The 26,849-nt window shown below is 70.4% G+C and carries 21 protein-coding genes, 1 tRNA gene and 1 pseudogene; 12 read left to right on the top strand and 11 right to left on the bottom strand.

The window, feature by feature from the left end; all coding sequences use genetic code 11:
* Positions 1-17: 17 nt before the first annotated feature.
* The gene (locus KBX34_RS25145) at positions 18-1,457 is read right to left on the bottom strand and encodes a pyridoxal-dependent decarboxylase (protein WP_307871488.1); all 1,440 of its coding nucleotides are present in this window, start codon (positions 1,455-1,457) and stop codon (positions 18-20) included.
* Between the two features lie 242 nt (positions 1,458-1,699).
* On the opposite strand from KBX34_RS25145, the gene KBX34_RS25140 reads away from it, so the two are divergent.
* Positions 1,700-3,946: a cellulose binding domain-containing protein gene (locus KBX34_RS25140; protein WP_210793925.1), complete on the top strand. Its 2,247-nt coding sequence runs from the start codon at positions 1,700-1,702 to the stop codon at positions 3,944-3,946.
* Between the two features lie 200 nt (positions 3,947-4,146).
* Here KBX34_RS25140 and KBX34_RS25135 read toward each other — a convergent pair whose 3' ends face one another.
* Together KBX34_RS25135 and KBX34_RS25130 are read right to left on the bottom strand one after the other, a co-directional pair.
* Complete coding sequence (locus KBX34_RS25135) at positions 4,147-5,157, bottom strand: LLM class flavin-dependent oxidoreductase (protein ID WP_172862072.1); 1,011 nt, start codon at positions 5,155-5,157, stop codon at positions 4,147-4,149.
* A 72-nt stretch (positions 5,158-5,229) separates the two neighbouring features.
* The gene (locus KBX34_RS25130) at positions 5,230-5,709 is read right to left on the bottom strand and encodes an Lrp/AsnC family transcriptional regulator (protein WP_088949299.1); all 480 of its coding nucleotides are present in this window, start codon (positions 5,707-5,709) and stop codon (positions 5,230-5,232) included.
* 83 nt (positions 5,710-5,792) lie between these two features.
* Between KBX34_RS25130 and KBX34_RS25125 the strand changes: the two genes are divergently transcribed.
* Positions 5,793-6,971: a PLP-dependent aspartate aminotransferase family protein gene (locus KBX34_RS25125; protein ID WP_210793926.1), complete on the top strand. Its 1,179-nt coding sequence runs from the start codon at positions 5,793-5,795 to the stop codon at positions 6,969-6,971.
* A 9-nt stretch (positions 6,972-6,980) separates the two neighbouring features.
* Here KBX34_RS25125 and KBX34_RS25120 read toward each other — a convergent pair whose 3' ends face one another.
* From KBX34_RS25120 to KBX34_RS25110, 3 genes are all read right to left on the bottom strand, one after another.
* Complete coding sequence (locus KBX34_RS25120; protein WP_210927266.1) at positions 6,981-7,631, bottom strand: NAD-dependent epimerase/dehydratase family protein; 651 nt, start codon at positions 7,629-7,631, stop codon at positions 6,981-6,983.
* An 80-nt stretch (positions 7,632-7,711) separates the two neighbouring features.
* A complete protein-coding gene (locus KBX34_RS25115; protein WP_210927264.1) occupies positions 7,712-8,461 on the bottom strand; it encodes a transcriptional regulator in 750 nt (249 codons plus the stop codon).
* 31 nt (positions 8,462-8,492) lie between these two features.
* Positions 8,493-8,575: transfer RNA gene (locus KBX34_RS25110), tRNA-Leu, on the bottom strand.
* Between the two features lie 81 nt (positions 8,576-8,656).
* Between KBX34_RS25110 and KBX34_RS25105 the strand changes: the two genes are divergently transcribed.
* From KBX34_RS25105 to polA, 8 genes are all read left to right on the top strand, one after another.
* The gene (locus KBX34_RS25105; RefSeq protein WP_088951901.1) at positions 8,657-9,280 is read left to right on the top strand and encodes an ANTAR domain-containing response regulator; all 624 of its coding nucleotides are present in this window, start codon (positions 8,657-8,659) and stop codon (positions 9,278-9,280) included.
* Between the two features lie 65 nt (positions 9,281-9,345).
* Positions 9,346-10,533, top strand: coding sequence for a hypothetical protein (locus KBX34_RS25100; RefSeq protein ID WP_210927262.1), 1,188 nt, complete (start codon positions 9,346-9,348; stop codon positions 10,531-10,533).
* A gap of 365 nt (positions 10,534-10,898) precedes the next feature.
* Entirely contained in the window at positions 10,899-12,050 is a 1,152-nt protein-coding gene (locus KBX34_RS25095) for a branched-chain amino acid ABC transporter substrate-binding protein (protein WP_210927260.1), read from the top strand.
* Between the two features lie 66 nt (positions 12,051-12,116).
* Positions 12,117-13,100, top strand: coding sequence for a branched-chain amino acid ABC transporter permease (locus KBX34_RS25090; protein ID WP_210927258.1), 984 nt, complete (start codon positions 12,117-12,119; stop codon positions 13,098-13,100).
* Positions 13,097-14,275 carry a branched-chain amino acid ABC transporter permease gene (locus tag KBX34_RS25085; protein ID WP_088949293.1) on the top strand — a complete coding sequence of 393 codons (1,179 nt, stop codon included), beginning with the start codon at positions 13,097-13,099 and terminating at the stop codon, positions 14,273-14,275. The genes KBX34_RS25090 and KBX34_RS25085 overlap by 4 nt, the downstream gene beginning before the upstream one ends.
* Positions 14,268-15,209, top strand: coding sequence for an ABC transporter ATP-binding protein (locus tag KBX34_RS25080; protein WP_088949292.1), 942 nt, complete (start codon positions 14,268-14,270; stop codon positions 15,207-15,209). Before KBX34_RS25085 ends, KBX34_RS25080 begins: the two co-directional genes overlap by 8 nt.
* Complete coding sequence (locus tag KBX34_RS25075; RefSeq protein WP_088949291.1) at positions 15,196-15,909, top strand: ABC transporter ATP-binding protein; 714 nt, start codon at positions 15,196-15,198, stop codon at positions 15,907-15,909. The genes KBX34_RS25080 and KBX34_RS25075 overlap by 14 nt, the downstream gene beginning before the upstream one ends.
* 135 nt (positions 15,910-16,044) lie before the next feature.
* On the top strand, positions 16,045-18,744 hold the full coding sequence (gene polA, locus KBX34_RS25070; RefSeq protein ID WP_088949290.1) for a DNA polymerase I: 2,700 nt from the start codon (positions 16,045-16,047) through the stop codon (positions 18,742-18,744).
* 490 nt (positions 18,745-19,234) lie between these two features.
* Here the strand turns inward: polA and KBX34_RS25065 are convergent.
* The 4 genes and pseudogenes from KBX34_RS25065 to KBX34_RS25050 all read right to left on the bottom strand — a co-directional run.
* Positions 19,235-19,582 (bottom strand): annotated as a pseudogene (locus KBX34_RS25065) (DUF3140 domain-containing protein); the annotation flags it as partial.
* Positions 19,569-19,787, bottom strand: coding sequence for a DUF2945 domain-containing protein (locus tag KBX34_RS25060; RefSeq protein WP_210927256.1), 219 nt, complete (start codon positions 19,785-19,787; stop codon positions 19,569-19,571). The pseudogene KBX34_RS25065 and the gene KBX34_RS25060, both read right to left, overlap by 14 nt.
* Positions 19,788-19,839: 52 nt before the next feature.
* Positions 19,840-20,442 (bottom strand): Uma2 family endonuclease, encoded by a 603-nt coding sequence (locus KBX34_RS25055; RefSeq protein WP_247672198.1) that lies wholly within the window; start codon positions 20,440-20,442, stop codon positions 19,840-19,842.
* A 56-nt stretch (positions 20,443-20,498) separates the two neighbouring features.
* On the bottom strand, positions 20,499-21,326 hold the full coding sequence (locus KBX34_RS25050; protein ID WP_210927254.1) for a class I SAM-dependent methyltransferase: 828 nt from the start codon (positions 21,324-21,326) through the stop codon (positions 20,499-20,501).
* Positions 21,327-21,797: 471 nt separating this feature from the next.
* Here KBX34_RS25050 and rpsA point away from each other — a divergent pair, with 471 nt between their 5' ends.
* The gene (gene rpsA / locus KBX34_RS25045) at positions 21,798-23,306 is read left to right on the top strand and encodes a 30S ribosomal protein S1 (RefSeq protein ID WP_030337999.1); all 1,509 of its coding nucleotides are present in this window, start codon (positions 21,798-21,800) and stop codon (positions 23,304-23,306) included.
* A gap of 234 nt (positions 23,307-23,540) precedes the next feature.
* On the top strand, positions 23,541-24,722 hold the full coding sequence (gene coaE / locus KBX34_RS25040; protein ID WP_210927252.1) for a dephospho-CoA kinase: 1,182 nt from the start codon (positions 23,541-23,543) through the stop codon (positions 24,720-24,722).
* A gap of 10 nt (positions 24,723-24,732) precedes the next feature.
* On the opposite strand, the gene KBX34_RS25035 is transcribed toward coaE, so the two are convergent.
* Positions 24,733-26,811 carry a hypothetical protein gene (locus KBX34_RS25035; protein ID WP_210927250.1) on the bottom strand — a complete coding sequence of 693 codons (2,079 nt, stop codon included), beginning with the start codon at positions 26,809-26,811 and terminating at the stop codon, positions 24,733-24,735.
* Positions 26,812-26,849 lie beyond the last annotated feature (38 nt).

Raw genomic sequence — 26,849 nt, 5'->3', positions numbered from 1 at the left:
GGTGCGGGGGAGGGGCGTCAGGGGGTGAGCAGGTCTTTGGCCGCGTGGGCGAGCAGCGTCCAGGCCTCGTCGACGTGCGCTTCGGTGGTCTGCGGGGAGCCGATGGCCATGCGCAGCGTGTAGCGGCCGGCGACCCGGGTGTGTGTCAGGTGCACCCGCCCGGTGTCGTTCACCCGGGCCAGCAGTGCGGCGTTGACGTCGTCGTCGGCGCGCAGTCGGAAGCAGACCAGTGAGAACGGGTGTGCCGCCGCCAGCTCGAAGCGGTCGTCGGCGCGCACCCGATCGGCGAACTGGGCGGCGAGCGCCACCCCGGAGCGGATGTGGGCCCGGAGCCCTTCGGCGCCGTACCAGCGCAGCACGAACCACAGCTTCAGGGCCCGGAAGCGCCGGCCCAGCGGCACCTGCCAGTCCCGGTAGTCGATGACCGCGCCGGAGTCGGAGGCGGCGTTGCGCAGGAACTCCGGCAGCACGGTCAGCGCCTCGATCAGTTCGGCGCGGTCGGCCACCCAGAACGCGTCGCAGTCGAAGCCGGTGAGCAGCCACTTGTGCGGGTCGAAGCAGTACGAATCGGCGTGCTCCAGGCCGGCGTGCGACCACCGCAGCTCGGGGCAGACGGCGGCGGAGCCCGCGTACGCGGCGTCGACGTGCAGCCAGATCCCGTATTCGGCGCAGATCGCCCCGATCTCGGGCAGTGGGTCGATGGCGGTGGTGGAGGTGGTGCCGATGGTCGCCACCACGATGGCGGGAACGTCACCGGCGGCCAGGTCGGCCTCGATCGCCGTACGCAGCGCGTCGGGTAGCAGCGCCTGGGTGTCCGGGTCCACCTCGATGGACCGGACGCCGTCGCTGCCCAGCCCGGCGATGCGTACGGCCTTCTCGATGGAGGAGTGGCCGTGGGTGGAGGTGTAGGCGCGGTAGCGCCGGTCGATGCCGGTGTCGCGCCAGCGCCCTCCGCTGGCCCGGTGCAGTGCGGTCAGGGTGGCCACCAGCGTCGCCGAGGAGGCGGAGTCCTGGATGACCCCGCCGCCGCTGCCGGTCGAGCGGAACCGCTGCGGCAGGTCCAGCAGGTGGGCCAGCCAGTCCATCATCACCGTCTCCAGCTCGGTGCAGGCCGGGCTGGAGGCCCAGAGCATGCCCTGCACACCGAGCCCGGAGCTGACCAGGTCACCGAGCACGCTCGGGCCGGAGGTGTTGGCCGGGAAGTAGCCGAAGAAGCCGGGGTGCTGCCAGTGGGTCAGCCCCGGTACGACGATGGAGTCCAGGTCGGCGAGGACCGCCTCGACCGGTTCGCCGCCGGTGGTCGGTGGCGTGGCGGGGAGGGCGGCGGCGACGGTGCCCGGCGGGTCGGACGGGGCGACCGGTCGCTGTTCGACAGTCGCCCAGTAGTCGGCGATCCAGTCGACGACGGCGTGGCCGGCTCGGCGGAACTCGTCGGGGCTCATGTGTGGGGCGCTCACACCCACGAGTTGATCAGGTGGCGCCTGACGGGGCAAGACCTGAAAATGAACGACGGTCGTCGATATTGCGTACCGGAAAGCGCTTGCCTTACGATGCGCGGTGAGCCGGATCCGTGAGTTCCAGGGCGTTCAACCCCGATCAGATCGCCGTCCGCCGCAGTCGCGGCCGGGCCGGTCCACTGTGCTTCCCGGGCAGGGTCAGTGGGCCGCAGCGATCATCACCGGATCCCCGGAGGCAGTCCATGCACCCGTCCAGACATCGGCTGATCCTGCTCGCCGGTACGACGGCCGCCGCCGTCGTGGCCGGCACCCTCGGCACGGTCGCCGCTTCGGCCGCCGCCGTCGGCTGCCGGGTCGACTACCAGATCACCAACCAGTGGCAGGGCGGTTTCGGCGCCAACGTCACCGTCACCAACCTCGGCGACCCGGTCAACGGGTGGGCCCTCACCTGGTCGTACGCCGCCGGGCAACAGGTCACCCAGGCGTGGAACGCCGCCGTCACCCAGTCCGGTGCCCAGGTCACCGCCCGCAACGTCGACCACAACGCCGCCATCGCGACCAACGGCACCGCCACGTTCGGCTTCAACGGCTCGTGGACCGGCAGCAACCCGGTGCCGGGCAGCTTCGGGCTCAACGGCACCACCTGCACCGGCGCCCCACCCACCGGCGAACCGACCACGCCACCCCCGACCACGCCACCCCCGACCACGCCACCACCCACCACTCCGCCGCCGTCGGCTGGCGTTTTGCAGATGGAGAACCTGGACCGCGGGTTGATCAGTGTCCGCTCCGGCAGCGGCAACCTGGTCTCCTGGCGGCTGCTCGGCACCGAGACCTCCGGGGTCGCGTTCAACCTCTACCGGGGGGCGACAAAGGTCAACGCCAGCCCGATCACCGGCGCCACCAACTACCTCGACAGCGGCGCGGCGGCCGGCTCGGCGTACACCGTGCGGGCCGTGGTGGACGGCGCCGAGCAGGCGGCGTCGGCACCGGCGTTGCAGTTCGGCGCGGGCTACCTGGACGTGCCGTTGCAGGTCCCGGCCGGCGGCAGCACCCCCAGCGGCGAGAGTTACAGCTACAGCGCCAGCGACGCCTCGGTGGGTGACCTCAACGGCGACGGCAGCTACGAGATCGTGCTCAAGTGGGAGCCGTCCAACGCCAAGGACAACTCCCAGTCCGGCTACACCGGCAACGTCCTCGTCGACGCGTACACCCTCGGCGGCACCCGGTTGTGGCGCGTCGACCTGGGCCGCAACATCCGCGCCGGCGCCCACTACACGCAGTTCCAGGTGTACGACTACGACGGCGACGGCCGTGCCGAGGTGGCCATGAAGACCGCCGACGGCACCCGTTCCGGCACCGGCCAGGTCATCGGCTCGTCGTCGGCGGACCACCGCAACTCCAGCGGCTACGTGCTGTCCGGTCCGGAGTACCTGACCATGTTCAACGGGCAGACCGGCGCGGTGCTCTCCACCGTCAACTACGACCCGCCGCGCGGCACCGTCTCCTCCTGGGGCGACTCGTACGGCAACCGGGTGGACCGGTTCCTCGCCGGCACCGCCTACCTCGACGGGCAGCGCCCCTCCCTGATCATGGCCAGGGGTTACTACACCCGAGCGGTGATCGCGGCCTGGGACTTCCGTGACGGCACGCTGCGCAAGCGCTGGACGTTCGACTCGAACGCCTCCGGCAACGGCGCCGCCGCCGGGCAGGGCAACCACCAGCTCTCCGTCGCCGACGTCGACTCCGACGGCCGGCAGGAGATCGTCTACGGGGCCGCCACCATCGACGACAACGGTCGGCTGCTGCACTCCACCGGCAACGGGCACGGCGACGCCATGCACGTCGGGGACCTCGACCCGGGCCGCGCCGGCCTGGAGGTGTTCAAGGTCGACGAGGACGCCAGCAAGCCCAGCTCCTACTTCGCCGACGCCCGTACCGGTCAGGTCCTCTGGTCCACGCCGGCCTCCGGCGACAACGGCCGGGGTGCCTCCGCGGACATCTGGGCCGGCAGCCCCGGCGCGGAGTCCTGGTCGTCGGCGGCCACCGGGCTGGCCAACACCCGGGGGCAGAACATCGGCCGCAAGCCGTCGTCGGCGAACTTCCTCGCCTGGTGGGACGGTGACCCGGTGCGGGAACTGCTCGACGCCACGAAGATCGACAAGTACGGCACCGGTGGCGACACCCGGCTGCTCACCGGCAGCGGGGTGGCGTCCAACAACGGCACCAAGTCCACACCGGCGCTCTCCGGCGACATCCTGGGCGACTGGCGTGAGGAGGTGATCTGGCGAACCACCGACAGCCGGGCGTTGCGCGTCTACAGCACGCCCACACCGACCAGCACGCGGATCCACACCCTGATGCACGACCCGCAGTATCGGGTGGCGATCGCGTGGCAGAACACCGCCTACAACCAACCGCCACACCCGGGGTTCTTCATCGGCAACGGGATGGCCGACCCGCCCACCCCGAACATCTACCTACGCTGATCTGACCCCTGGTGGTCCCGAACGGGGCCGCCTAGGGTGGCAGGCACCGGGCCGCAGCCGCGGAATCCGCTCAGCTCCGGCCCGGTGCGCCACACCGCGGCATTCTCGACCCGTCCCGACCGAGAATGCCGTACCACCACCGGCACCAACATTAGGCACCGTCCGGGTCGGCCGGGTGACGCTGACGTGAAGATCGTGTTTCACGCCGCCCGGTGCAGACCGCCCGCCACCTGCTCGGCAATCAACTCGTACGACCGCACCCGGTCCTCGACGTCGTACACGAGCGTGGTCAGCATCAGCTCGTCCGCGCCGGTGCGCTCGATCAACTCGGTCAGCTGCCGGCGTACCGTCTCCGGCGAACCCATCGCCTGACCGTCTCGGCGTTGCAGGACGAACTCCCTCTCGAACTCCGAGTACGGGTACGCCGCCGCCTCGTCCGGCGTCGACAGCGGCTCCGGCCGGCCCGAGCGAAGCTTCAGGAACGACAACGCGCTGGGCCCCGTCAGCCACTCGGCCCGCTCGTCGGTCTCCGCGCACACCGCGTTGACCGCCACCATCGCGTACGGCTTGTCCAACCACTGCGACGGCCGGAAGTTCTGCCGGTACAGGGCCAGCGCAGGCAGGGTGTTCGCCGAGCTGAAGTGGTGCGCGAACGAGAACGGCAGGCCGAGGAGACCGGCGAGCTGGGCGCTGAAACCGCTGGAACCCAGCAGCCACACGGCCGGCTGCTCACCGTGACCCGGCGTGGCGATGATCTGCCCTGGCTTCTCCCCGCTGAAGTAGTTCATCAGGTCCGCCAGCTCGCGGGGGAAGCCCTCCGCCGACAGGCCCTCCATGGTGCGCCGCAACGCCAGCGCGGTCACCTGGTCGGTGCCCGGCGCCCGGCCGATACCGAGGTCGATGCGACCGGGGTGCAGCGCCTCCAGGGTGCCGAACTGCTCGGCCACCACCAGCGGCGCGTGGTTGGGCAGCATCACCCCACCCGACCCGAGGCGGATCGTCGAGGTGTTCGCGGCCAGGTGCGCCAGCAGCACCGCGGGCGCGGAGCTGGCGATCGCCGGCATGTTGTGGTGCTCGGCCACCCAGAACCGGTGGTAGCCCAGCTCCTCGGTGCGTCGGGCCAGCTCGGTGGTGGCCTGCAACGCCGCGCCAGCGGAGGTGCCCTTGGCGACCGGGGCAAGATCAAGAACAGACAACGGTACGGTGATCACAAGGTCAACCAACCCGTCAACGGGCGGCTTTGTTCCGCCACGCGGGTTTTCGTCGGCCAGCTCACCCGCTGCTCAGCCCATCCCGCGCGCCTGCTCGAAGATCAGACTGGTCTGGGTGTGCTGCACCACCGGGTCGACCGCCAGATGGTCCAGCACGAAGTCCCGCAACGCGTCACCGGACGCCGCCCGCACGTGCAGCACGTAATCCTCCGCGCCGGCCACGTGGAACACCGACACCACCCCCGGCAGCCGCACCGACCGGGCCCGGAACGCGTCCACCGCCGCCCGCTCGTGCGCCGTCAGCCGCACCGACACCAACGCCTGCAACGGCAGGCCGAGCGCGGCCGGATCCACCTCGGCGTGGAAACCACGGATCGCGCCACGCTCGCGCAGCGCCCGCGTACGCGTCAGACACGTCGACGGCGCCACCCCCACCCGCTCGGCGAGGGCGTTGTTCGGCAGACGGCCATCAGCGGCCAGCTCGCTCAGGATCGCGCGGTCCACCTCGTCCAGGGCCGGATACGGCCGCACATCGTTCGGCTCAGGAGGCATCCCGCCATCATCACCCGAATCCGCCACCAAAACCAAGCCGGTCGACAGAATGATCTGCCGAACCATTGCCCATCAGGCGGTAGATGTTCGACGCTACCGGCATGACGACGGTGGACACCCGGGCCGTACACGCCGGCCGCGACGACCTACGCGCCCTCGGCGTGCACGTGCCACCCATCGACCTGTCCACCACCAACCCACTGCCCTCGGTCGACGACGGCGGCGCCGCGTACGAGCAGCTCGCCACCGGCGGCACCCTCCCCGCCGAGGGCGGCGCCGTCTACCAACGGCTCTGGAACCCCACCGTCGCCCGTTTCGAAACCGCCCTCGCCGAACTGGAGGGCACCGCCCAGGCCGTCGCCTTCGCCAGCGGCATGGCCGCCCTCACCGCCACCCTGCTCGCCGCCGCCCGCGACAACCGCCGGCACGTCGTCGCCGTCCGGCCCCTCTACGGCGGAACCGACCACGTCCTCGCCACCGGCCTGCTCGGCACCACAGTCACCTGGGCACGCCCCGACGAGGTCGCCGCCGCCATCCGCCCCGACACCGCGCTGATCATCGTCGAGACACCCGCCAACCCCACCCTCGACCTGGTCGACATCGCCGCCCTCGCCGCCGCGGCCGGCGACGTCCCGCTGCTCGTCGACAACACCGTCGCCACCCCCGTACTGCAACAACCCGCCCGACACGGCGCCACCCTCGTCCTGCACAGCGCCACCAAGAGCATCGGCGGGCACGGCGACGTGCTCGCCGGCGTCGTCGCCTGCGACGCCGACTGGGCCGCGCGACTACGCCAGGTCCGAGCGGTCACCGGCGCGATCCTGCACCCACTCGGCGGCTACCTGCTGCACCGCGGCCTGCAAACCCTGCCGCTGCGGGTCCGCGCCCAACAGGCCAGCGCCGAGAAACTCGCCGGCTGGCTCGCCGACCACCCGGCCGTACACCGGGTGCACCACCCCTCGGTGTACGACCCGGCGGCGCTGGTCGGCCGGCAGATGGCCGGACCCGGCAGCCTGCTCGCCTTCGAGGTACGCGGCGGCGCACCCGCCGCGGCCGCCGTCACCAGCGCCTGCCGCCTCATCACCCACGCCGTCTCCCTCGGAGGCGTCGACACCCTCATCCAGCACCCCGCCTCGCTCACCCACCGACCCGTCGAGGGAGACGCGAAACCCGTCGCCGCCCTGCTGCGGCTCTCGGTCGGTCTCGAAGACCCCGAAGACCTGCGCGCCGACCTCGCCCAAGCCCTCGACACGATCGCCTGACGGTCCCGGTCAGCGCAGCTCGCGGTTGCCCAACACCCGACGCGGCGAGCCCTGCCGAGCCAGCCGCAGCATCGCCCGACCGATCCCGTCGGTGGTGGTGACCTGGTTCGGCAGCAACCGACGCAACACCGGAAAGAACGGCCGCGCGACCGCGTACCCGAACCGGTACAACCGGGTCTTCGACACCGCCCCGTAGGTCGGCTGGATGAAACCGGGACGCGCCGCGTAGCCGTTGGGCAGCAACTCGACGATCGCGTTCTCGGCCCGACCCTTGACCCGCGCCCACATCACCCGACCCCGACCCGACGAATCGGTGCCCTGGCCCGACACGTAGACGAACGTGACCTGCGGGCTCACCTCCGCCAACAACCGTGCCGCCGCGAGCGGGTAGTCGTAGCTCACCCGCGTGTACGCCGCCTCGTCCAGACCCAGAGAGGACACGCCCAGGCAGTAGAAACACGCGTCCACACCGGTCAACTCGGCGCGCACCGAATCCAACTCACCCACGTCCGCGACCGTGAGCTCCCGCAGCTTCGCGTCCTGCCGACCGGTCGACCGACGACCGACAGTCAGCACCTCCCGCACGTCGTCGGCGAGCAGGCACTCCCGCAACACGCCCTGGCCGACCATGCCGGTCGCACCGAAGATGACCACCCGCATCAGTTCCCACCCCTGTCGTCGACCCCGCTGCCGCCTGGCGGCCAGGCTCCCACGATCGACACGACCCGCGCCGGCGGCGGTCAGGACTTCGGGCCCACGTGCCGGTCCAACACGGCGACCGCGCCCCGTCGCGCCACCGAGAGCGAGTTGCGCCGGTTCATCCGCCAGTCGATGCCCAGCAGGTCGAGGCCCCACTGGCACAGCCGCATGATGTCGGCCGACTCGTTGACGAACATGTACCGCGGGTAGACGTACGCCCTGCCGCGCACGGTGACCCGGTTGGCGACGCGGCAGCCGTCGGAGTGGAACAGGCCGCGCAGGAAGTCACCGGGGTGGTTTTCCAGAATCGGTCGCTGCCAGTCGGCCAGGACGATCGGGCGCTCGTGCTTCTTACCGGGGCCGTGCTGCGGGAGCAGGCACGGCCAGTGCACACCGTAACTCTGTACTCCCACGCAACCCTGTTTCTGGACACGCTGCACCTTTGCCGCGAGCACGGCCCGCATGGCGACGTCGCACGCCTCGATCAGCCCTGGCCATGCGTCGGAGCAGTAGATGCGCAACACCGGCACCTTCGGTGAGACGGCCAGATGACCGTCGCCGAGATAGAGGCCGAGCAGGTAGGCATAGGCGGCAGGGTCGGTCGGATTCTCGACACCCGGCAAGCAGCGGAAGCAGCGCAATCCGGTGCCGAGCTTCGCCCGTTCGGGTCGATCGACACACCAGTGCCAGACCGTCGTGTAGGGCAGGGAGAGGGTACGGGCTACTGCGTGGATGGTGTCTCCGCGAGCGCGGAGAGCGCGGGCCTGCGCCCGCATCTGCGGTGGGTGCACACCCGCATCATCGAACAGGTGTATGACAGAGTGCCGGGAGCGGGATTCGAACCCGCAAGCCCTTTCGGGCAGAAGTGTTTGAGACTTCCGTGTATGCCGTTCCACCATCCCGGCGGGTGGCGCTTACTGTACCCGACTACTCTCATGCGGGAGCATGGGTGGTAGCCGTGCAGTGATCGATGGTGGGAGTGGCTGGTGGCTGAGATGCCGACGGATACCGAGCGCAGGCGCGTACTGATCGCCGAGGACGAGGCGCTGATCCGGCTGGACCTCGCCGAGATGCTGGTCGAAGAGGGTTACGAGGTGGTGGGGGAGGCCGGCGACGGCGAGACCGCCGTTCGCCTCGCCGAGGAGTTGAAGCCCGACCTGGTCATCCTCGACATCAAGATGCCGATCATGGATGGGCTGGCCGCCGCCGAGCGCATCGCCGGTGCCCGGATCGCCCCGGTGATCATCCTGACCGCGTTCAGCCAACGTGATCTGGTGGAGCGGGCGCGGGCGGCGGGCGCGATGGCGTACCTCGTGAAGCCCTTCCAGAAGAGTGACCTGGTCCCGGCGGTGGAGATCGCGCTGTCGCGCTACTCGGAGGTCGCGGCCCTGGAGGCCGAGGTCGCGAGCCTGACCGACCGTCTGGAGATCCGCAAGGCGGTGGAGCGCGCCAAGGGCGCGCTGATGACCACGTATGGCATGACCGAGCCGCAGGCGTTCAAGTGGATCCAGCGCACGGCGATGGACCACCGGATGACCATGAAGGAGGTCGCCGAGCGGATCCTCGCGGAGACCGCCGGCGGCGAGGTGTCGCAGCAGCCGACCGTCTGAGCGCTCCGCGCGACAACGGGCCGTGTGGGCCGCCGTGAGCGGCCTCCGGTGGTTAGCATCGGCGGATGTCCGTCCGACGGGTGATCGCGGTGTTCGGCCTCTTCACGCTGGTGCTTGCCGGGTGCGACGGGTCGGCCGCGCCCGACGGCGCGGGGTCGGCGACGCCCGCCGCGCCGGCGTTGCGGCCGGCTTGGCAGCCGCTGACGCTGCCGGCGCCGCCGGGCGGTGCGGGACGTCCAGTGATACGTGACGCGGCGTCGTGCGCGGATCGGTGGTTCGTGGTCGGTGGCGTCGTCGACGCCGAGGGCGGCACGCGTCCGGCGGCCTGGACCAGTGTGGACGGTACGACCTGGACGCTGCTGCCGGTTCGCGCGGAGTCCTTCTACGGTCGGCAGAACGTGTTCCTGTCGGTGGCCTGCCGGGACGGGAAGGCGGCGCTGATCGGCGCGAAGGTCGGTGGCGCGCACGGCTACCCGCGGGTGAGCACCTGGCGGCAGGTGGCTGACGGTGCGCTGGTCGAGGTGCAGGCGTCGTTCGAGACGTACGGCGGGCCGACGGCGGTGAACGTTTCCCGCCTGACGGCGGGTGCGCAGGGCTGGTTGATCGTCGGTAACCGTTCGGCGGGCGCGGCCTCCTGGGTGTCGTCGCCGGACGCGGCGGAGTTCGCGCTGGTCGAGGGTGCGCCGGAGCTGGCGAGTGACGCGGTGGGGGTGACCTGGGCGTTCGACTCGGTGGCGACGTCGTCGGGCTGGTTGGCGGTGGGCGGCCTTCTGCCGGCCGGCCGGATCGACCGTGACCCGGCGGTCTGGTCGTCACCGGACGGGCGGTCGTGGCGGCGCACCGTGCTGCCGGGCGGTTCGGAGTACGAGGAGTTGCAGCGGGTGGTGCTGGTCGGCGGGGTGCCGGTGGCGGTCGGTCTGCGTGGGGCGGTGTTCGGCGCCTGGCGGCAGGAGGCGGAGAGTTGGGTGTCCGCCGGGACGTTCGGGCGGCGGGCCGGGGCCGGGGTGCAGAGTGTGACGTCGCTGGTGTCGTCCGGGGATCGGTTGTTCGCGGCGGTGACGGACGGGGCGCGGCACTCGGTGTGGGTGTCGTCGGACCGGGGTGGGTCGTGGCGGGAGGTCACGGCGCCGCTCGATGTGCCGGCCGGTGTTGATCGGGACGTGACGCTGGTGGCGGTGGGTGACCGGTGGTGGTTGGCGGCCGACGACGGGACGCGGGCCGGGCTGTGGTGGGCGGCCGGTGTGGGCGTCTGAACGCCGACGTTCACGTGGTGCATGGGTCCGGTTGTGGTCCCGCTGAGGCGTTTCAGCAGGTCAATCGGCCTTTTCGGCAGCAGTGCCCGGTCCGGGCGGGTGCGGACGGACTGCGACCCGCCGTGGATTTAAGGACCGTCCGGCGGATTCACCTGTTACGGACATCGACATGATTGCCCACGTCTTCGTAACGGTTTCGCAGACCCAGCGTTCAGGTCTTCCGGGACGGTATGCGGTGTCGGTACGCTCCGCCATCACGAGCCGTAACGCAGGGGCAGTCCCTGCGGGGTGGGTGGAATTGCGGTCTGCTGCTGTCGCCGTCGCAACGGGTCAGCCGCGTCCGCATCTGGAGGAGGTCTGAAGCCGTGAGGCGAAGCTATGTACGGGCGCTGGGCACCGTTGCGCTCGCCGCGACCCTGGTGGTCGCGGCTGGTTGCCAGGATTCGGGTGGCAGCGAGGGTGGAACCGCGTCCGGTGACTGCGGTGGCAAGATCGCGATCTTCGGCGCGTTCACTGGTGACAACGCGGGTCTGGTGATCCCGTCGCTGAACGGCGCGAAGCTCGCCGTGGAGCAGTTCAACGCGGCGAACGCGGACTGCAAGGTCACCATGCAGGAGTTCGACACCCAGGGTGACCCCGCGGTGGCGACCCCGTTCGCGAACCAGATCGCGGGGGACAACTCGTTCCTCGGTGTCATCGGTGGTCACTTCTCCGGTGAGTCGGACGCGACGATGCCGATCTACCAGGCCGCTGGCCTGGCGATGGTCAGCCCGTCGGCGACCCGGACCGACCTGACCCAGAAGGGCAACACGTCCTTCTACCGCGTGGTCGGCAACGACGGCACGCAGGCCGGTGCGGTGGCGAGCTACCTGAAGACCCAGAACGCGCAGAAGGTCTTCATGGTCGATGACGCCAGCGCCTACGGCGCCGGTATCACCGACGAGCTGGGCAAGCAGCTCGGCCCGCTGGTCGTGAACAAGGACAAGATCCAGGAGCGGCAGACGCAGTTCGACGCCACCGTCTCGAAGATCAAGTCTTCGCAGGCTGACTTCGTCTTCTACGGCGGCTACACCCGTGAGGCCGCCCCGCTGGTGAAGCAGATGCGTGCCGCTGGCGTCAACGCCAAGTTCGTCGGTCCGGACGGTCTCTACGACACGGCGTTCCCGAAGGGTGCCTCCGGCGGTGCCGAGGGCGCGATCATCACCTGCCCGTGCCTCCCGGCTGACAAGGCCGGCGGCACCTTCTCTGCCGACTACCAGAAGAAGTTCGGCATCCCGCCGGGCTCCTACGGTGCGGAAGGCTTCGACGGCGCCACCATCTACCTGGACGCCTTCAAGGCTGGCAAGAAGAGCCGGGGGGACATCCTGGCGTTCGTGAAGTCGTACGACAAGCAGGGTGTGTCGAAGTACATCAAGTTCGACTCCAAGGGTGACGTCGACCCGACGAAGGTCGTCATCTGGGCGTACCAGATCAAGGGCGAGGCCATCGAGCCGCTGCAGGAGCTCAAGCTCAGCTGACGCCCCCGCAATGGAGTGCGGCCGGGGTGTTTCACCCCGGCCGCACTCGATTCAAGGAGACCCCCGGTGCATTTCGATGAACTGATCGGCCATCTCGGCCAGCACACGGTCGACGGCCTGTCCAAGGGTGCGATCTACGCCCTGATCGCCCTCGGCTACACCCTCGTCTACGGCGTCCTTCGCCTGATCAACTTCGCGCACTCCGAGGTGTTCATGGTCGGTACCTTCGCGGTGCTGATCGTCTGGAACCAGCTCGGAGTGCAAAATAACCCGCCTATCGGCCAGGCGATCCTGTTACTGGTGCTCGGTCTGGTCGTCGCGGCGGTCGCCTCCGGCGGCACGGCCCTGGCGCTCGAACGGATCGCGTACCGGCCGTTGCGACGCAAGAACGCGCCGCCGCTGATCTTCCTGATCACCGCGATCGGCCTGTCGCTGGTCTTCGTGGAGCTGTTCGGGCAGGTCCTGCCCAAGCTGCTTGGTGGCGCCCTGCCGGATGTGTTCGGCCGGCCGCGGCAGATCGTCGGTATGCCGACGATCATCCAGCAGGAGACCCTCTTCACCATCGGCAACACGGCGATCACGAACATCCAGCTCATCGTCTTCGTCGCGGCCGTGGCCATGATGGCGGTGCTGGACTGGTTCATCAACCGCACCCGGTACGGCCGGGGTGTGCGGGCCGTGGCCCAGAACCCGGAAACCGCCGCGCTGATGGGCGTCAACCAGGAGCGCGTGATCATGCTGATCTTCGTGCTCGGAGGCATCATGGCCGGCGCCGCCGCGCTGTTGTGGAGCATGCGGTTCGGCTTCACGCAGAACAGCATCGGCTTCGTGCTCGGCCTGAAGGCGTTCACCGCAGCGGTCCTCGGCGGCATCGGCAACCTGCGCGGTGCGCTGCTGGGTGGCCTCTTCCTCGGCATCGTCGAGGTCTACGGCGCGACGCTCTTCGCGTCCAACTGGGAGGACGTCATCGCCTTCGTGGTGCTGATCGTGGTGCTGATGTTCCGGCCCACCGGCCTGTTGGGTGAGTCGCTCGGGAGGGCCCGCGCATGATCGACAAGATTCGCTCCGCAGACCGCCGCCGGGTCGGTTTGTTGACCTCGGTCAGCGACCGTTGGCAGGCCCTGCCGAAGTGGCAGAAGGCCATCGGTGTGGTGGCTCTGCTCGTCTTCGTCTACCACCTGCCGTACCTGGGCAAGCTGCCCGGTGGTCTCATGATCCCCGGTCTGAACAACCTGCGTACCGACTCGATCGAGGGCGGCAACAACTGGGCGGGTGTGCTCTTCATCTGCGCCATCTATGTGCTTGTCGCGATCGGTCTGAACGTGGTGGTCGGCCTCGCCGGCCTGCTCGACCTCGGCTACATCGGCTTCTTCGCCATCGGCGCGTACAGCGTGGCGCTCTTCGGCTCGGTGAACTCGCCGGTCGTCAAGTGGATCCAGCAGGAGTTCAACCTGCCGCCGACCTGGGCGGTGACCTGGGGGATCTGTCTCCTGCTCGCGATCGTGCTGACGATGATCTCCGGTGTGCTGCTGGGTTGGCCGACGCTTCGGTTGCGCGGTGACTACCTGGCCATCGTGACGCTCGGCTTCGGTGAGATCATCCGCATCGTCGCCCGCAACGCCACCGGCGTCACCAACGGTCCGGTCGGTATCTCGGCCATTCCGGGTCCGGAGGGTCCGCCGTCGGCGGACAACAAGGTCTTCGGTCTGATCGACGCGAAGCCCTGGTACTGGCTGGCGATCACCTTCGTCCTGCTGATGGTGATCCTGGTTCGCCGGCTGGAGCACAGCCGGGTCGGTCGCGCGTGGCTCGCGGTCCGCGAGGACGAGGACGCCGCCGCGGTGATGGGCGTGTATCCGTTCAAGTTCAAGCTGTGGGCGTTCGCCATGGGCGCGGCGCTCGGTGGCCTGTCGGGCTTCCTCTTCGGCAGCCGTAACGCGTTCATCGACCCGACCCAGTTCAACGCGAACCTCTCGATCCTCTTCGTCGCCATGGTCGTGGTCGGCGGTTCCGGCAACATGATCGGCGTCTCGCTCGGCGCGGTCCTGCTGGCGTACCTGCCGGAGCGGTTCCGCGACTTCGCCGACTACCGGTGGCTGGTCTTCGGGTTGGCCATGGTGCTGGTGATGATCCTGCGTCCGCAGGGCCTGATCCCCAGCCGGCGGCGGGCCCGTGAGTTGAAGGACCGCGCGGCCGAGGCAGAGGAGGCGCCTGCTCATGTCTGACCAGACCACCAGCACGTCCGCGCCGAAGATCCCGGCCCAGCCGGGGCCCCGGTCGGTACTGCTCGAAGTCGACGACGTCACGCTCCGCTTCGGCGGCGTGGTGGCCCTCGACAAGATCAATTTCAAGATCTACGAGGGCGAGATCCTCGGTCTCATCGGGCCCAACGGCGCCGGCAAGACCACCAGCTTCAACGTGATGACGGGGGTCTACAAGCCGACCTCCGGAGCGGTCCGGTTCCAGGGCCAGCAGGTGACCGGCCGCAAGCCGCACCAGATCAGCCAGCTGGGCATCTCCCGGACGTTCCAGAACATCCGTCTCTTCCCGGAGATGACGGCGCTGGAGAACGTCATGGTCGGCACCGACTCCCGGCACAAGACCAGCGTGCCCGGGGCGCTCTTCCGGTTGCCTCGGCGCAGGCCGAAGCAGCACGAGTTGCCGCAGGTCACCGCCGAGTCGGGCATCCAGCGGTCGTGGCAGGAGATTCGCCGGACGTTCGCCAAGACGTTCGGGTTGTCCCGGCACATCCTCGAGGAGCGGGCCGCCGAGGCCAAGGCGCTCGAGCTGTTGCGCTTCGTCGGCATCGCCGACCGGGCCAACGACGAGGCACGCAACCTGCCGTACGGCTACCAGCGCCGGTTGGAGATCGCCCGCGCGCTGGCCACCGAGCCGAAGCTGATCTGCCTGGACGAGCCGGCTGCCGGCTTCAACCCGGCGGAGAAGGAGGAGCTCCTCACCCTGATCCGCAACATCCGTGACATGGGCCTGACCGTGCTGCTCATCGAGCACGACATGCGGCTGGTCATGGGTGTCACCGACCGGATCGTGGTGCTGGAGTTCGGCCGCAAGATCGCCGAGGGTGCGCCCGCGGAGGTCAGCCGCGATCCGAAGGTGATCGCCGCATACCTGGGGGAGCCAGCCGATGACGCTGCTTGAGCTCGAGAACGTCGCCGTCGCGTACGGCCGGATCGAGGCGCTGCACGGCATCAGCCTCACCGTGAACGAGGGTGAGGTGGTGGCCCTGATCGGCGCGAACGGCGCCGGTAAGACCACCACGATGCGGGCCATCTCCGGGACCCGGTCGCTCGCCAACGGGAAGATCACCTTCAATGGTGAGGACATCAGCAAGCTCCGGGCCGACCTGCGGGTGGTCCGGGGGCTGTGTCAGTCGCCGGAGGGGCGGCAGATCTTCCCGGGTATGACGGTGATGGAGAACCTGGACATGGGGGCGTACACCCGGCGGGACTCCGCCGGCATCGCCGCCGACCTGGAGCGGGTGCTGACCCTCTTCCCGCGGCTGGCCGAGCGGCGCAAGCAGGCCGGCGGCACGCTCTCCGGCGGCGAGCAGCAGATGCTCGCGGTCGGCCGGGCGTTGATGAGTCGTCCGAAGCTGCTGCTGCTCGACGAGCCGTCGATGGGTCTGGCCCCGCTGGTGATCCGGCAGATCTTCGACATCATCACGGAGATCAACCAGCAGGGCACCACCATCCTGCTGGTGGAGCAGAACGCCCAGCAGGCGTTGTCGCGGGCACACCGCGGCTACGTGCTGGAGACCGGTCAGATCGTCAAGGAGGGGTCCGGTCAGGACCTGCTGCACGATCCGTCGGTCAAGGAGGCGTACCTCGGCGTGGCCTGAGCCAACCGAGCGACGGCCGGTCATCCCTGCACGGGGTGGCCGGCCGTCGGCGTTCGGAGCGGACGCCGTTTCGGCGTCGTGTCACCCGGTGCCGCCCGGCCAGGGATGTCGGTGCGACGGGCTAGAGTCGCTGCCGTGACAGCTACGACGCCGCGCCTGCTCCTCGTCGACGGACATTCCATGGCATACCGGGCTTTCTTCGCCCTGCCTGTGGAAAACTTCTCCACCACGACGGGTCAGCCGACCAATGCGGTCTACGGCTTCACCTCGATGCTGATCAACGTCCTGCGCGACGAGCAGCCCACCCACATCGTCGTCGCCTTCGACGTCTCCCGCCATTCCTTCCGCACCGACAAGTACGCGGAGTACAAGGCCGGCCGCAGCGAGACCCCGACCGACTTCAAGGGGCAGGTCAGCCTGGTCAAGGAGGTCCTGGCCGCGCTCCAGATCCCAGTGGTGGAGAAAGAGGGCTTCGAGGCCGACGACGTGATCGCCACGCTCGCCTGCCAGGCCCGCGACCAGGGCATGACGGTGCTGATCAGCAGCGGCGACCGGGACGCGTTCCAGTTGGTCGACGACCAGATCACCGTCCTCTACCCGCGTAAGGGCGTCTCCGACCTGGCCCGGATGGACCCGGCGGCGATCGAGGCGAAGTACGGCGTTCCGCCACAGCAGTACCGGGACCTCGCCGCGCTCGTCGGCGAGACCAGTGACAACCTGCCCGGCATCCCCGGCGTCGGCCCGAAGACCGCAGCCAAGTGGATCATCACGTACGGCGGCGTGGAGGGCGTTATCGCCCGTGCCGACGAGATCAAGGGCAAGGCCGGCGACAGCCTGCGCGAGCGGCTCGCCGACGTGATCCGCAACTACGAGATCAACTGCCTGGTCTCCGACCTGGAGCTGCCGCTGCGCCCGGAGGACGCCCGGTGGACCGGTTGGGACCGGGAGGCCGTGCACCAGGTCTTCGACACCCTGGAGTTCCGCATCCTGCGCGACCGCCTCTACCAGTACCTGGAGGCGGTCGAGCCGGAGGCCGAGTCCGGGTTCGACCTCACCGGCGAGGTGCTCACCGAGCCCGGCACGCTGGCCGGTTGGCTGACCACGCACGCGCCGACCGGCACCCCCGTCGGTTTGGCGGTCAAGCTCGACACCGGCCCCAACCGCCGGCACACCGCCTCGATCACCGGTCTCGCGCTGGCCACCGCCGGCGGTGCGGCGGCCTGGGTCGACCCGGCAACGCTCGACCCGACCGACGAGGGCGCCCTGGCCAGCTGGTTGGCCGACGAGCAGCGCCCCAAGGTGCTGCACGACAGCAAGCCGGCCGTGCTGGCCTGCGCCGCGCACGGCTGGCAGCTCGCCGGCATCGTCCGCGACACCCAGATCGCCGCGTACCTGGCCCGCCCCGACCAGCGGTCCTACGACCTGACCGACCTGGCGCTGCGCTACCTGCACCGGGAGCTGCGCGTCGACGTCCCGGAGTCCGGCCAGCTCACCCTCGACGGGCTGGGCGACGAGGGTGTGGTCGAGCAGAACCTGATGCTCCAGGCCCGGGCCACCCTCGACCTGGCCGACGCGATCGACGCCGAGCTGTCCCGCGACGGCGAGCAGTCCGCCCGTCTGATGGCCGGGGTCGAGCTGCCGCTGATGCGGGTGCTGGCCGGCATGGAGAGCACCGGCATCGCCGCCGACACGCACTATCTGTCCGAGTTGGAGGCGCACTTCGCCGCCGAGGTGAAGGCCGCCGCTCAGGGCGCCTACGAGGCGGTGGGCCGGGAGTTCAACCTCGGCTCGCCCAAGCAGTTGCAGGAGATCCTCTTCACCGAGCTGGGCCTGCCGAAGACCAAGAAGATCAAGACGGGCTACACCACCGACGCCGACGCCCTGCAGTGGCTCTACGCGCAGCAGCCGCACCCCGTGCTGGCCCACCTGCTGCGCCACCGCGACGTCGCCAAGCTCAAGTCGACAGTGGACGGTCTGCTCAAGTCGGTCTCCGACGACGGCCGGATCCACACCACCTTCAACCAGACGGTGGCGGCCACCGGTCGACTCTCGTCCACCGAGCCCAATCTGCAGAACATCCCGATCCGCACCGAAGAGGGCCGGCGGATCCGCCGGGCCTTCGTGGTGGGAGAGGGCTACGAGTGCCTGCTCACCGCCGACTACAGCCAGATCGAGATGCGCATCATGGCGCACCTGTCGTCGGACGACGCGCTGATCGACGCCTTCAACTCCGGCGCCGACTTCCACGCCGCCACCGCCTCGTCGGTCTTCGGGGTGCCGCTCGACCAGGTCACCCCCGACCAACGCCGCAAGATCAAAGCCATGAACTACGGCCTGGCGTACGGGCTGAGCGCCTTCGGCCTGTCCCAGCAGCTCGGGATCAACACCGAAGAAGCGCGCGGGCTGATGGAAAACTACTTCGCCGGGTTCGGCGGGGTGCGCGACTACCTGCACCAGGTGGTCGCCCGGGCTCGTCAGGACGGCTACACCTCCACCATCCTGGGTCGCCGCCGCTACCTGCCCGACCTCGTCAGCGACAACCGGCAGCGCCGCGACATCGCCGAGCGGATGGCGCTCAACGCCCCGATCCAGGGTTCCGCGGCCGACATCATCAAGGTGGCGATGCTGCACGTCGACACCGCGCTGCGCGAGGCCGGGCTGCGCTCGCGGATGCTGCTGCAGGTGCACGACGAGCTGGTCTTCGAGGTGGCCCCCGGTGAGCGGGAGGCTCTGGAGGCGCTGGTCCGGCACGAGATGGGCGGGGCGTACCCGCTGTCGGTGCCGTTGGAGGTGTCCGTGGGCGAGGGACGGGACTGGAACAGCGCTGACCACTGAGCCTTTTGGCGGTCGCGATCGCGGTTGGGCTTCGGGCTTCGCCGCGGTCGGGGTTCCTGGGTCGGTCGCGGTTGGGGGTTCCTGGGTCGGTCGCGGTTGGGGGTTCCGGGGCAGCCCGACCCGCTCCGGGCGGTCAGGCTTGATCCCTGCGCGGGTCGGGCTGCCCCGGAACCCGACGAGGTCTCTGCGGTCGGTCCAGCTCGGCGTGGTGGAAAGCGCCCTTGATCTCCAGGTCCGCGCTGCTTTCGTCGCGTCTGCTGACGCCGGGTCGCCAGGTCCGCGTCGTGCGCGCCGATGGGCGCCGCCTTCTTGATCGCAAGGTCCGCGCCGCGCCGCGCCGCGCCGCGCCCGCCGCCGTGCGCCGACGCCGGCCCAAGATCCGCGCAACTTCGGGGAAAGTGCTGGGTCGCGGGGTTCTGAGGCACCAACTTCGCCGAAGTTGTGCGGATCTTGCTGTGGAGTGACGTGGCTCGGGCATGCTCACGGGCTACTTCAGGGGGTCGTGGCCCCAGTTCATCAGGGACCAGCGCCACTTGGTGTCGCGGACGTTGCCGGACGGGCGTTGCGCCATGTGTCGTCGGACGTAGCCGACCACCTTGCGCATGTGTTTGTAGTCGCCCTCGGACAGGTCGCCGCGTTTACGACGCAACAGGTTGATGATCTTCCGGCCGGACTCGTGGCCGACGGACTCGCCGCCACCGGAACGGCCGCCCTTGTGCCAGCCGACCTGCTTCGACTCGTCGGTTTCTAGCCATGTGGACAGCTCGCCGGGCTTCATGTTCACCGCCTCGGTGAACTCCCGGTAGGTGTCCCGGCCCGGGTCGTCAGCCTTGCTCATGACGCAGCGCCTCGGGGCGGTGGGCCACGTCGCGGCCCGTTCCGTCACTGCGAACCCGGTACTGCGGGTCATCGGGGGCCGCGTTCACGGCTCGCCCGCGGATCCGTGTCCGCTCGGTGATCCTTCCCTGCACCACGTCGTACGCGCGGCTGCCGTGGGCCGACCAGGAAACCTGGTCGCCTCTGCGGAATCGCTGCTCGGCCATGCTCCTCGGCTACCCGACACCGGGACGGCGAAACGGCCGTTCCGGCGACGCGCTACGGGGTGATCTCGGCGATCGGCAGCTTGATGTCGAACGGCTCGGCCAGCTCGATCACGTCGGCGCCGTCGGCGACCAGCTCGTACTGCCGCTCACCGCCGGGACCCACCCGGTCGCCGATCCGATACGCGTAGACGTGCACCGGGTCCTGCTCGATGCGCCAGTAGAACGGAATGCCGGCGGCGGCGTACTCGCCGGGCTTAGCGAACCTGTCGATCCGTCGCGTACCGGGCGAGACGATCTCCACGGCGAGGACCACGTCCGCCGGACGCAGCGAAGATCGGGAGGAAGACCCGCCGGCCCGCCGCAGCAGAACGTCGGGCTGTCGGCTGGTGTTCGAACTCAGCCCGACTCCGACGGCCTGCACGACCCGGAGGTCGGCCGGCACATGTTGCAGCAGCCAGTGCGCAAGCAGTAACGAGATGTCTTGATCGCCCAGGGTGGGGGAGGGCGTCACCTGGATGACTCCGTCGACGAGTTCGACACGGGGGGCGTCGTCCGGCAGGGTGAGCAGGTCCTCCAGCGTGTAGTCGGCACGCTGCTGCCGCATCGGGTCCGGACACCAGGGGCCAGGTGATGTCCGGATGGGCTCGGCCCTCATGGGAAGAGCCTACCGGCGGTCGCTGCGACGTAGGGCGGACCGCGGGTGCGACGCGCTCACTCCGCGGGCTTCTCGGTGACGAAGATGGCGGTACCGGGGAAGAGTCGACCGCGCAGCGGGCTCCACTGCCCCCAGATCCCCTCGTGCCCCTCCGGCCACTCCGGCTCCACCAGGTCCAGCAGTCGGAACCCCGCGCCGACCAGCTCACGGATCCGGTCGCCGAGGGTGCGGTGCTGCTCGACGTAGGTGGCCACGCCGGACTCGTCCTGCTCCACGTAGGGGGAGCGGTCGAAGTACGAGTGGACAGCCGTCAACCCGCCCTCACCCGGGTCGTCGAGGAAGATCCAGCGCATCGGGTGGGTCACCGAGAACACCCACCGCCCCCCGGGGCGCAGCACCCGGTGCACCTCGGCGTGCAGGGCCGCCGAGTCGTCCACGAACGGGATCGCCCCGAACGCGGTGCAGGCGAGGTCGAACGACCGGTCGGCGAACGGCAGGGCGAGGGCGTCGGCCTGCACCAGCGGTACGCGTACCCCGGTGTCGTCGGCGGCCTTGGCGGCGTGCCGCAACATGCCGGCGGACAGGTCGAAGGCGACCGGCCGGGCGCCCTGGGTGGCGAGCCAGCGGGCAGCGGCCGCCGCGCCGCAACCAACCTCCAGCACCCGCCGCCCGGACAGGTCGCCCAGCAGCCGGGCGTCGGCCTCGCGCAGCCCTTCCGGACACCAGACGAAGTCCACGTCGCCGAGGAACGCGCCGTGCTCGGCCTGGTAGTCGTCGGCGTCGGTGTCCCACCAGCCGCGGTTGGCCCGCCGGGCCTCGGCGTCACCCACCCGGCGCCGGGTGACCCGGCTGTCGTCATCCACGGCGCTCACGCTAGGCCCCATCGCCCCGTTCGGTACGGCGGCGCGTCCGAGATCCTGCGACTCCTCGCACGGTCACGCCTGATCGACTCGGTTTCCGTGAAGTCCGCGGTGTCCGGGCCGGTGGGACACGCCGATGTTCAGGAAACCGGGTCGATCACGCGGAGCGCATGTCCGCTGGATGATGCGACGGCTGGGACTGCTGTGACGCACGAGACAGCAGAGGCCGTTTACGGGCGATTGTTCGCCTTTCGCAGGTCACCGCACGGAGAGAAGCCGGGAGGGCTTGCACGCTGTGGTAATGCGCACGGTAGGCTAGACGATGCGCTCGCGGATCGCGTTGCCTCGGCAGGGAGCAGGTACGCGGTCGTCGGAGCCACATCATGATCTCACTAGGCGATCGTTCGGTGTGCCCGGCGGCGGATCCGCTGGCGCGAACAGGTCACTGCGACACCAGCCTGCTGTGACAACCCACCGACCGGAGCAACCGCCCACATGACGAGCAGCATCGAGGCCCCCTCGAGCGCCACCCGGGTCACCCACGACGATCTCGGTTCCGAGGAGGCATTCCTCGCCGCGATCGACGAGACCATCAAGTACTTCAACGACGGCGACATTGTCGAAGGAACCGTCGTCAAGGTCGATCGGGACGAGGTCCTGCTCGACATCGGCTACAAGACCGAGGGTGTCATCCCCTCTCGGGAGTTGTCGATCAAGCACGACGTGGACCCCGCCGAGGTTGTGACGGTTGGCGACCACATCGAGGCCCTGGTCCTCCAGAAGGAGGACAAGGAGGGTCGTCTGATCCTCTCCAAGAAGCGGGCACAGTACGAGCGGGCCTGGGGCACGATCGAGAAGATCAAGGACGAGGACGGCGTCGTCCGCGGTTCGGTCATCGAGGTGGTCAAGGGCGGCCTCATCCTCGACATCGGGCTGCGGGGCTTCCTGCCCGCGTCCCTGGTCGAGATGCGTCGTGTGCGCGACCTGCAGCCGTACGTCGGGCGTGAGCTCGAGGCCAAGATCATCGAGCTGGACAAGAACCGCAACAACGTGGTCCTGTCCCGCCGGGCCTGGCTGGAGCAGACGCAGTCCGAGGTGCGCACCGAGTTCCTCAACAAGCTGCAGAAGGGCCAGGTCCGCAAGGGCGTCGTGTCCTCGATCGTCAACTTCGGCGCCTTCGTGGACCTTGGCGGCGTCGACGGTCTGGTGCACGTCTCCGAGCTGTCCTGGAAGCACATCGACCACCCGTCCGAGGTTGTCGAGGTCGGCCAGGAGGTCGAGGTCGAGGTCCTGGACGTCGACCTGGACCGCGAGCGGGTCTCGCTGTCGCTGAAGGCGACCCAGGAAGACCCGTGGCGGCAGTTCGCCCGCACCCACGCGATCCAGCAGATCGTGCCGGGTAAGGTCACCAAGCTGGTTCCGTTCGGTGCGTTCGTCCGCGTGGACGACGGCATCGAGGGCCTGGTCCACATCTCCGAGCTGGCCGAGCGCCACGTGGAGATCCCGGAGCAGGTCGTCCAGGTTGGCTCCGAGGTCATGGTCAAGGTCATCGACATCGACCTGGAGCGCCGCCGGATCTCGCTGTCGCTCAAGCAGGCCAACGAGGGCTTCGTCGAGGGCGAGGAGCACTTCGACCCGACCCTCTACGGCATGGCCGCGACGTACGACACCGAGGGCAACTACATCTACCCGGAGGGCTTCGACCCGGAGACGGGCGAGTGGCTCGAGGGGTACGACAAGCAGCGCGAGACCTGGGAGAACCAGTACGCCGAGGCTCGTCTGCGCTGGGAGGCCCACACCAAGCAGGTGCAGACCTCTCGGGCTGCCGACGCCGAGGCCGCTGCCAACCCGACTCCGGTCGTCCCGGCCGCTGCCGGTGGCGGCGGTGGCACCACCTCCTCGTCCAGCCCGGCCCCGAGCCGGCAGGCCGAGGAGCCGGCCGGCACGCTGGCCACCGACGAGGCGCTCGCCGCACTGCGGGAGAAGCTCGCCGGCGGTAAGTGACCCGCTGAACGACGACGGGCCCCGTCCCCGCGATCTTCGGATCGCTGGGGGCGGGGCCCTCGCCGTGGGTGAGGCCCGCTCGTTGTGGGAGCAGCCCGGGCCGAGACGGGCCCGGTCCGAGACGGGCCCGGTCGGCCCGGACAGACTGCGCGGGCCTCGGCCGTTCGGGCCGGGTCGGTCGGGACGATGGCGGTGGGTTTGGCGGCGGGCTCGGGGATCCGGTTGACTGGTCGGGTGCTGAGAGTGGGGTTGACCGGCGGGATCGGGTCGGGAAAGAGCGCGGTGGCCGCGAGGCTGGTCGAGCGGGGCGCGGTGCTCATCGACGCCGACCAGGTGGCCCGGGAGGTCGTGGCGCCGGGCACTGAGGGACTGGCCGAGATCGTTGCGGCCTTCTCCGACGCGGTGTTGGACGACGATGGTGCATTGGACCGTGTCGCGCTGGGCGCTGTGGTGTTCGCCGACGAGAAGGCCCGCCGTCGGCTGGAGTCGATCACCCACCCCCGGGTTCGGGCTCGCACCGCAGAGCTGGCCGCTGCGGCGGCACCCGACGCGATCGTCGTCAACGACGTGCCGCTGCTGGTCGAGGTGGGGCTCGCGCCCACGTACCACCTGGTGATCGTGGTGCAGACGGCCGTGACGACCCGACTGGAGCGGCTGGCGCGCGACCGGGGGATGGATCGCGCGGAGGCGGAACGGCGGATCGCCGCCCAGGCCGACGACGCCCGTCGACGAGCCGCCGCGGACGTGGTGCTGACCAACGACGGCAGCCTGGCGGATCTGCACGACGCCGTCGACGAGCTCTGGCGGCAGCGGCTGGTGCCCTACGAGGACAATCTGCGCGAGCGGCGGGTGGTCCTGCCGGGCCGGGTCGACCCGGCGGGGACCGACGCGAGCTGGCCGGAGCAGTACGAGCGGCTGGCCGCCCGGATCCGGCACACGCTCGGCTCGGACGCCCTGCGGATCGACCACATCGGCTCGACCGCGTTGCCCGGCCTCGCCGCCCAGGACGTCATCGACGTGCAGGTGGCCGTGCGCAGCCTCGCTGACGCCGACGGGGCGCTGGTCGACCGGCTGGCGAACGCCGGGTTCCCCCGGGTGCCGGGGCACTGGTGGGACGACCCGCGCCCGGCCGGCAGCGGTCGGTGGGAGAAGAGGTTGCACGGCAGCGCGGACCCGGCCCGCCCGGTTCGCCTGCACGTGCGGGTGGCCGATTCGCCGGGTTGGCGGTACGCGCTGCTGATGCGCGACCACCTGCGGGCCGACCCGGATCAGCGGGCCGCGTACCTGCTGCTCAAGAGGGACCTGGTCGACGCCGCACCGGAGGCTGGCGATTCGGGCACGGCGCGCGACCCGTGGTTCGACGAGGAGTACCTGCGGGCGGAGCAGTGGGCCGAGCAGACCGGCTGGCGCCCCTGAGCGTCATCGGTCAGCGGGGCCGAGGCGTCGTGGGTCGAGGCTTGGCGGCCGGGCGAGGCACTGGAATCAGTCGGGGCACCACGGCGGGCTGGAGGTCCAGTTGGGCCCACGCGTTGGCGTCGGTGTGCAGCTCCAGCCGACGTAGCAACCCGTCGCGGTCGATCCAGTAACGCAGTCGGGCGTCGGCCGGGCCCACCTCGACGACGTCCACGGTCCGTCCGGCGGTGACGTCCTCGCGTACCCGGAGGGCCGTTCCTGGTGGCCCGACCGACCCGGCGGCCACTGCGGCCTCGACCAGCACGTTCAGGTCGTCGCCGCCCGATCGCTGGGCCCGCCAGGGCCCGGCCGGGGGCGGCAGCGGAGGTCGGCCGGGCGCTTCCGCGGTGCCGCCACCAACGGCGGCCGCCGGCAGGTCCGCCCGGGCCAGACCGGCGGTGTCGCGCCGCAGCAGGGTCCGGCGGTCCGGCACGCCCAGGTCGGCAACCGCGAGGTACGCGATACCCGTGGTCCAGCTCACCCAGCCGGCGCCCCGCAGGTTCGTGTCCGTGCCAACGGGCGCGGTCAGCGTCATCGTCGCACCGCGCTGGGCCCGGAGCCGGGCCGGCAACCGGTCCAGTCGACGCCGCTCGGCGTCGGTCAGCGCGCGGGGCAGGCCGGGCCGGCCGCCGAGTGCGTCCACCGGACGCAGCGTCGGCCGGTCCGCCCGGTTGAGGATCATCGTGACCGGGCCGACGCCGGGCAACCGGGTCACCAGCTTGTGCAGTCGGGCGTCCTGGTCGAGCCAGAACCGGGTCTGCCCGTTCGGGTCGGTGCTCGCCGGCGCGGCGCTCGGCGTGGGTGCCACCGTGCTGCCGAAAGCCGGGCTACGGCGTGGCGGTCCGGCCGGCAGCGACGCCTCAAGGACGTCCACCGGACCGGCCGCCACGGTGTCCTGAGCGATCCAACGCGCACCGCTGCCGGACACCGCCTGGGTCTGGTCCGGACGGTCGGCGGCGAGGTCGAGGAGCAGGTCGAGCACGGGTGCCAGGTTCGTCCCGGGTGCCAGTCGGTGCAGCCGCCAACGGTCCGCCGGAGGCAGCAGGGGCGGCGCGGCGGGGGTGGGCACTGCTGCCGGGTCGGGCCGGATGACCAGGACCGGGCCGACCCGCTGCACCAGCCCGCGTTCGGCGCCCGCGCCCGGCCCACCCACATCGAGGTAGAGCAGTGACCGCGACCAGTCCACCCAGCCCACCAGTTCGATCCGGGCGGCGTCGGCGCCGGCGGTGATGCGGACTCCGGCGCGCAGGTCCCGGAGGTTGGTGACCCGCACGGCGGCCAGCCGCTCGCCCTCCGCGAGGGTCAGCGGCCGGGTCGGCTCGGGCGGGTCGGGCGCCCAGCTCAACAACCCGAGCACCAGCGCCGTCGCGGACGTCGCGGCGGTCAGGGCGAGCAACAGCAGCAGGGTACGTCTGCGGCGGCTGACCGGGGCCGGGCCGGTGGCGTCCGCCGTGTCGGTGGGGGGTTCGGCAGTGGCCTCGCGGCGGGTGGTCGTCCCGGCTGTCCCGGGACCTCGCCCGGTGAGGGTTCGGCTCTGCGTGGGGCCCTGGCCGGTGGTGGTCCGGTTCTCCGTGGGCCCGTCGCCGGTGGTGGCCCGGATCTCCGTGGGCACCTGGCCGCCGGTGGTCCGGTCCTTGTCGGGCCTGCGCCCACTGCCGGTTCGCTGAGCGGCGGTGGGCTGCCCTGGGCTGGTCGAGCGGGCGTTTGCAGGTCGGCTGGCGCTGGCTGCGGCGTCGGTCGGGCGGTCGGTGGCGGCTCGGCGGGCGCCGGTGGGCCGGCCGGTGGTGGAACCGACTCCGGTGTCCGTGCTCCGGGTGGTCTCTGAGGCGGTGCCGGAGCGGTGCCGCCCGCTGCCTGACCGCCCGACCTTGGGGGAGTTGGGCCGCTCGGCGGCGGTGACGTCCGGCCGGGGCGCGCTGCGGGGAGTGGTGTCGGGTGCCGGGGTCGGAGAGGTGTCCACGGAGATGAAACGGGCGGGGAGGCGTCGGGGTGACGAGCAGGGGCGCTCGCGGCGGCCGGTCTGCGCCTCGAGCGCGACCACACGGGTGCGCACGCCGGGCGAGCCGGGTGCTGCGACCGCAGTGCCGGGGG

This window comes from Micromonospora sp. M61, from assembly GCF_018070245.1.
Taxonomy (GTDB): domain Bacteria; phylum Actinomycetota; class Actinomycetes; order Mycobacteriales; family Micromonosporaceae; genus Micromonospora; species Micromonospora zamorensis.
This window is presented reverse-complemented; position numbering and strand designations above follow the sequence as displayed.

What these genes read in the sequence shown, in the direction of transcription:
- rpsA (WP_030337999.1), top strand. Translation starts at nt 21,798, where the DNA reads ATGACGAGCAGCATCGAGGCCCCCTCGAGCGCCACCCGGGTCACCCAC.
- KBX34_RS25050 (WP_210927254.1), bottom strand. Translation starts at nt 21,326, where the DNA reads ATGGGGCCTAGCGTGAGCGCCGTGGATGACGACAGCCGGGTCACCCGG.
- KBX34_RS25130 (WP_088949299.1), bottom strand. Translation starts at nt 5,709, where the DNA reads ATGCCTCCTGAGCCGAACGATGTGCGGCCGTATCCGGCCCTGGACGAG.
- KBX34_RS25125 (WP_210793926.1), top strand. Translation starts at nt 5,793, where the DNA reads ATGTTCGACGCTACCGGCATGACGACGGTGGACACCCGGGCCGTACAC.
- KBX34_RS25080 (WP_088949292.1), top strand. Translation starts at nt 14,268, where the DNA reads ATGTCTGACCAGACCACCAGCACGTCCGCGCCGAAGATCCCGGCCCAG.
- KBX34_RS25085 (WP_088949293.1), top strand. Translation starts at nt 13,097, where the DNA reads ATGATCGACAAGATTCGCTCCGCAGACCGCCGCCGGGTCGGTTTGTTG.
- KBX34_RS25100 (WP_210927262.1), top strand. Translation starts at nt 9,346, where the DNA reads ATGTCCGTCCGACGGGTGATCGCGGTGTTCGGCCTCTTCACGCTGGTG.
- KBX34_RS25060 (WP_210927256.1), bottom strand. Translation starts at nt 19,787, where the DNA reads ATGGCCGAGCAGCGATTCCGCAGAGGCGACCAGGTTTCCTGGTCGGCC.
- KBX34_RS25120 (WP_210927266.1), bottom strand. Translation starts at nt 7,631, where the DNA reads ATGCGGGTGGTCATCTTCGGTGCGACCGGCATGGTCGGCCAGGGCGTG.
- KBX34_RS25140 (WP_210793925.1), top strand. Translation starts at nt 1,700, where the DNA reads ATGCACCCGTCCAGACATCGGCTGATCCTGCTCGCCGGTACGACGGCC.
- KBX34_RS25075 (WP_088949291.1), top strand. Translation starts at nt 15,196, where the DNA reads ATGACGCTGCTTGAGCTCGAGAACGTCGCCGTCGCGTACGGCCGGATC.
- KBX34_RS25055 (WP_247672198.1), bottom strand. Translation starts at nt 20,442, where the DNA reads ATGAGGGCCGAGCCCATCCGGACATCACCTGGCCCCTGGTGTCCGGAC.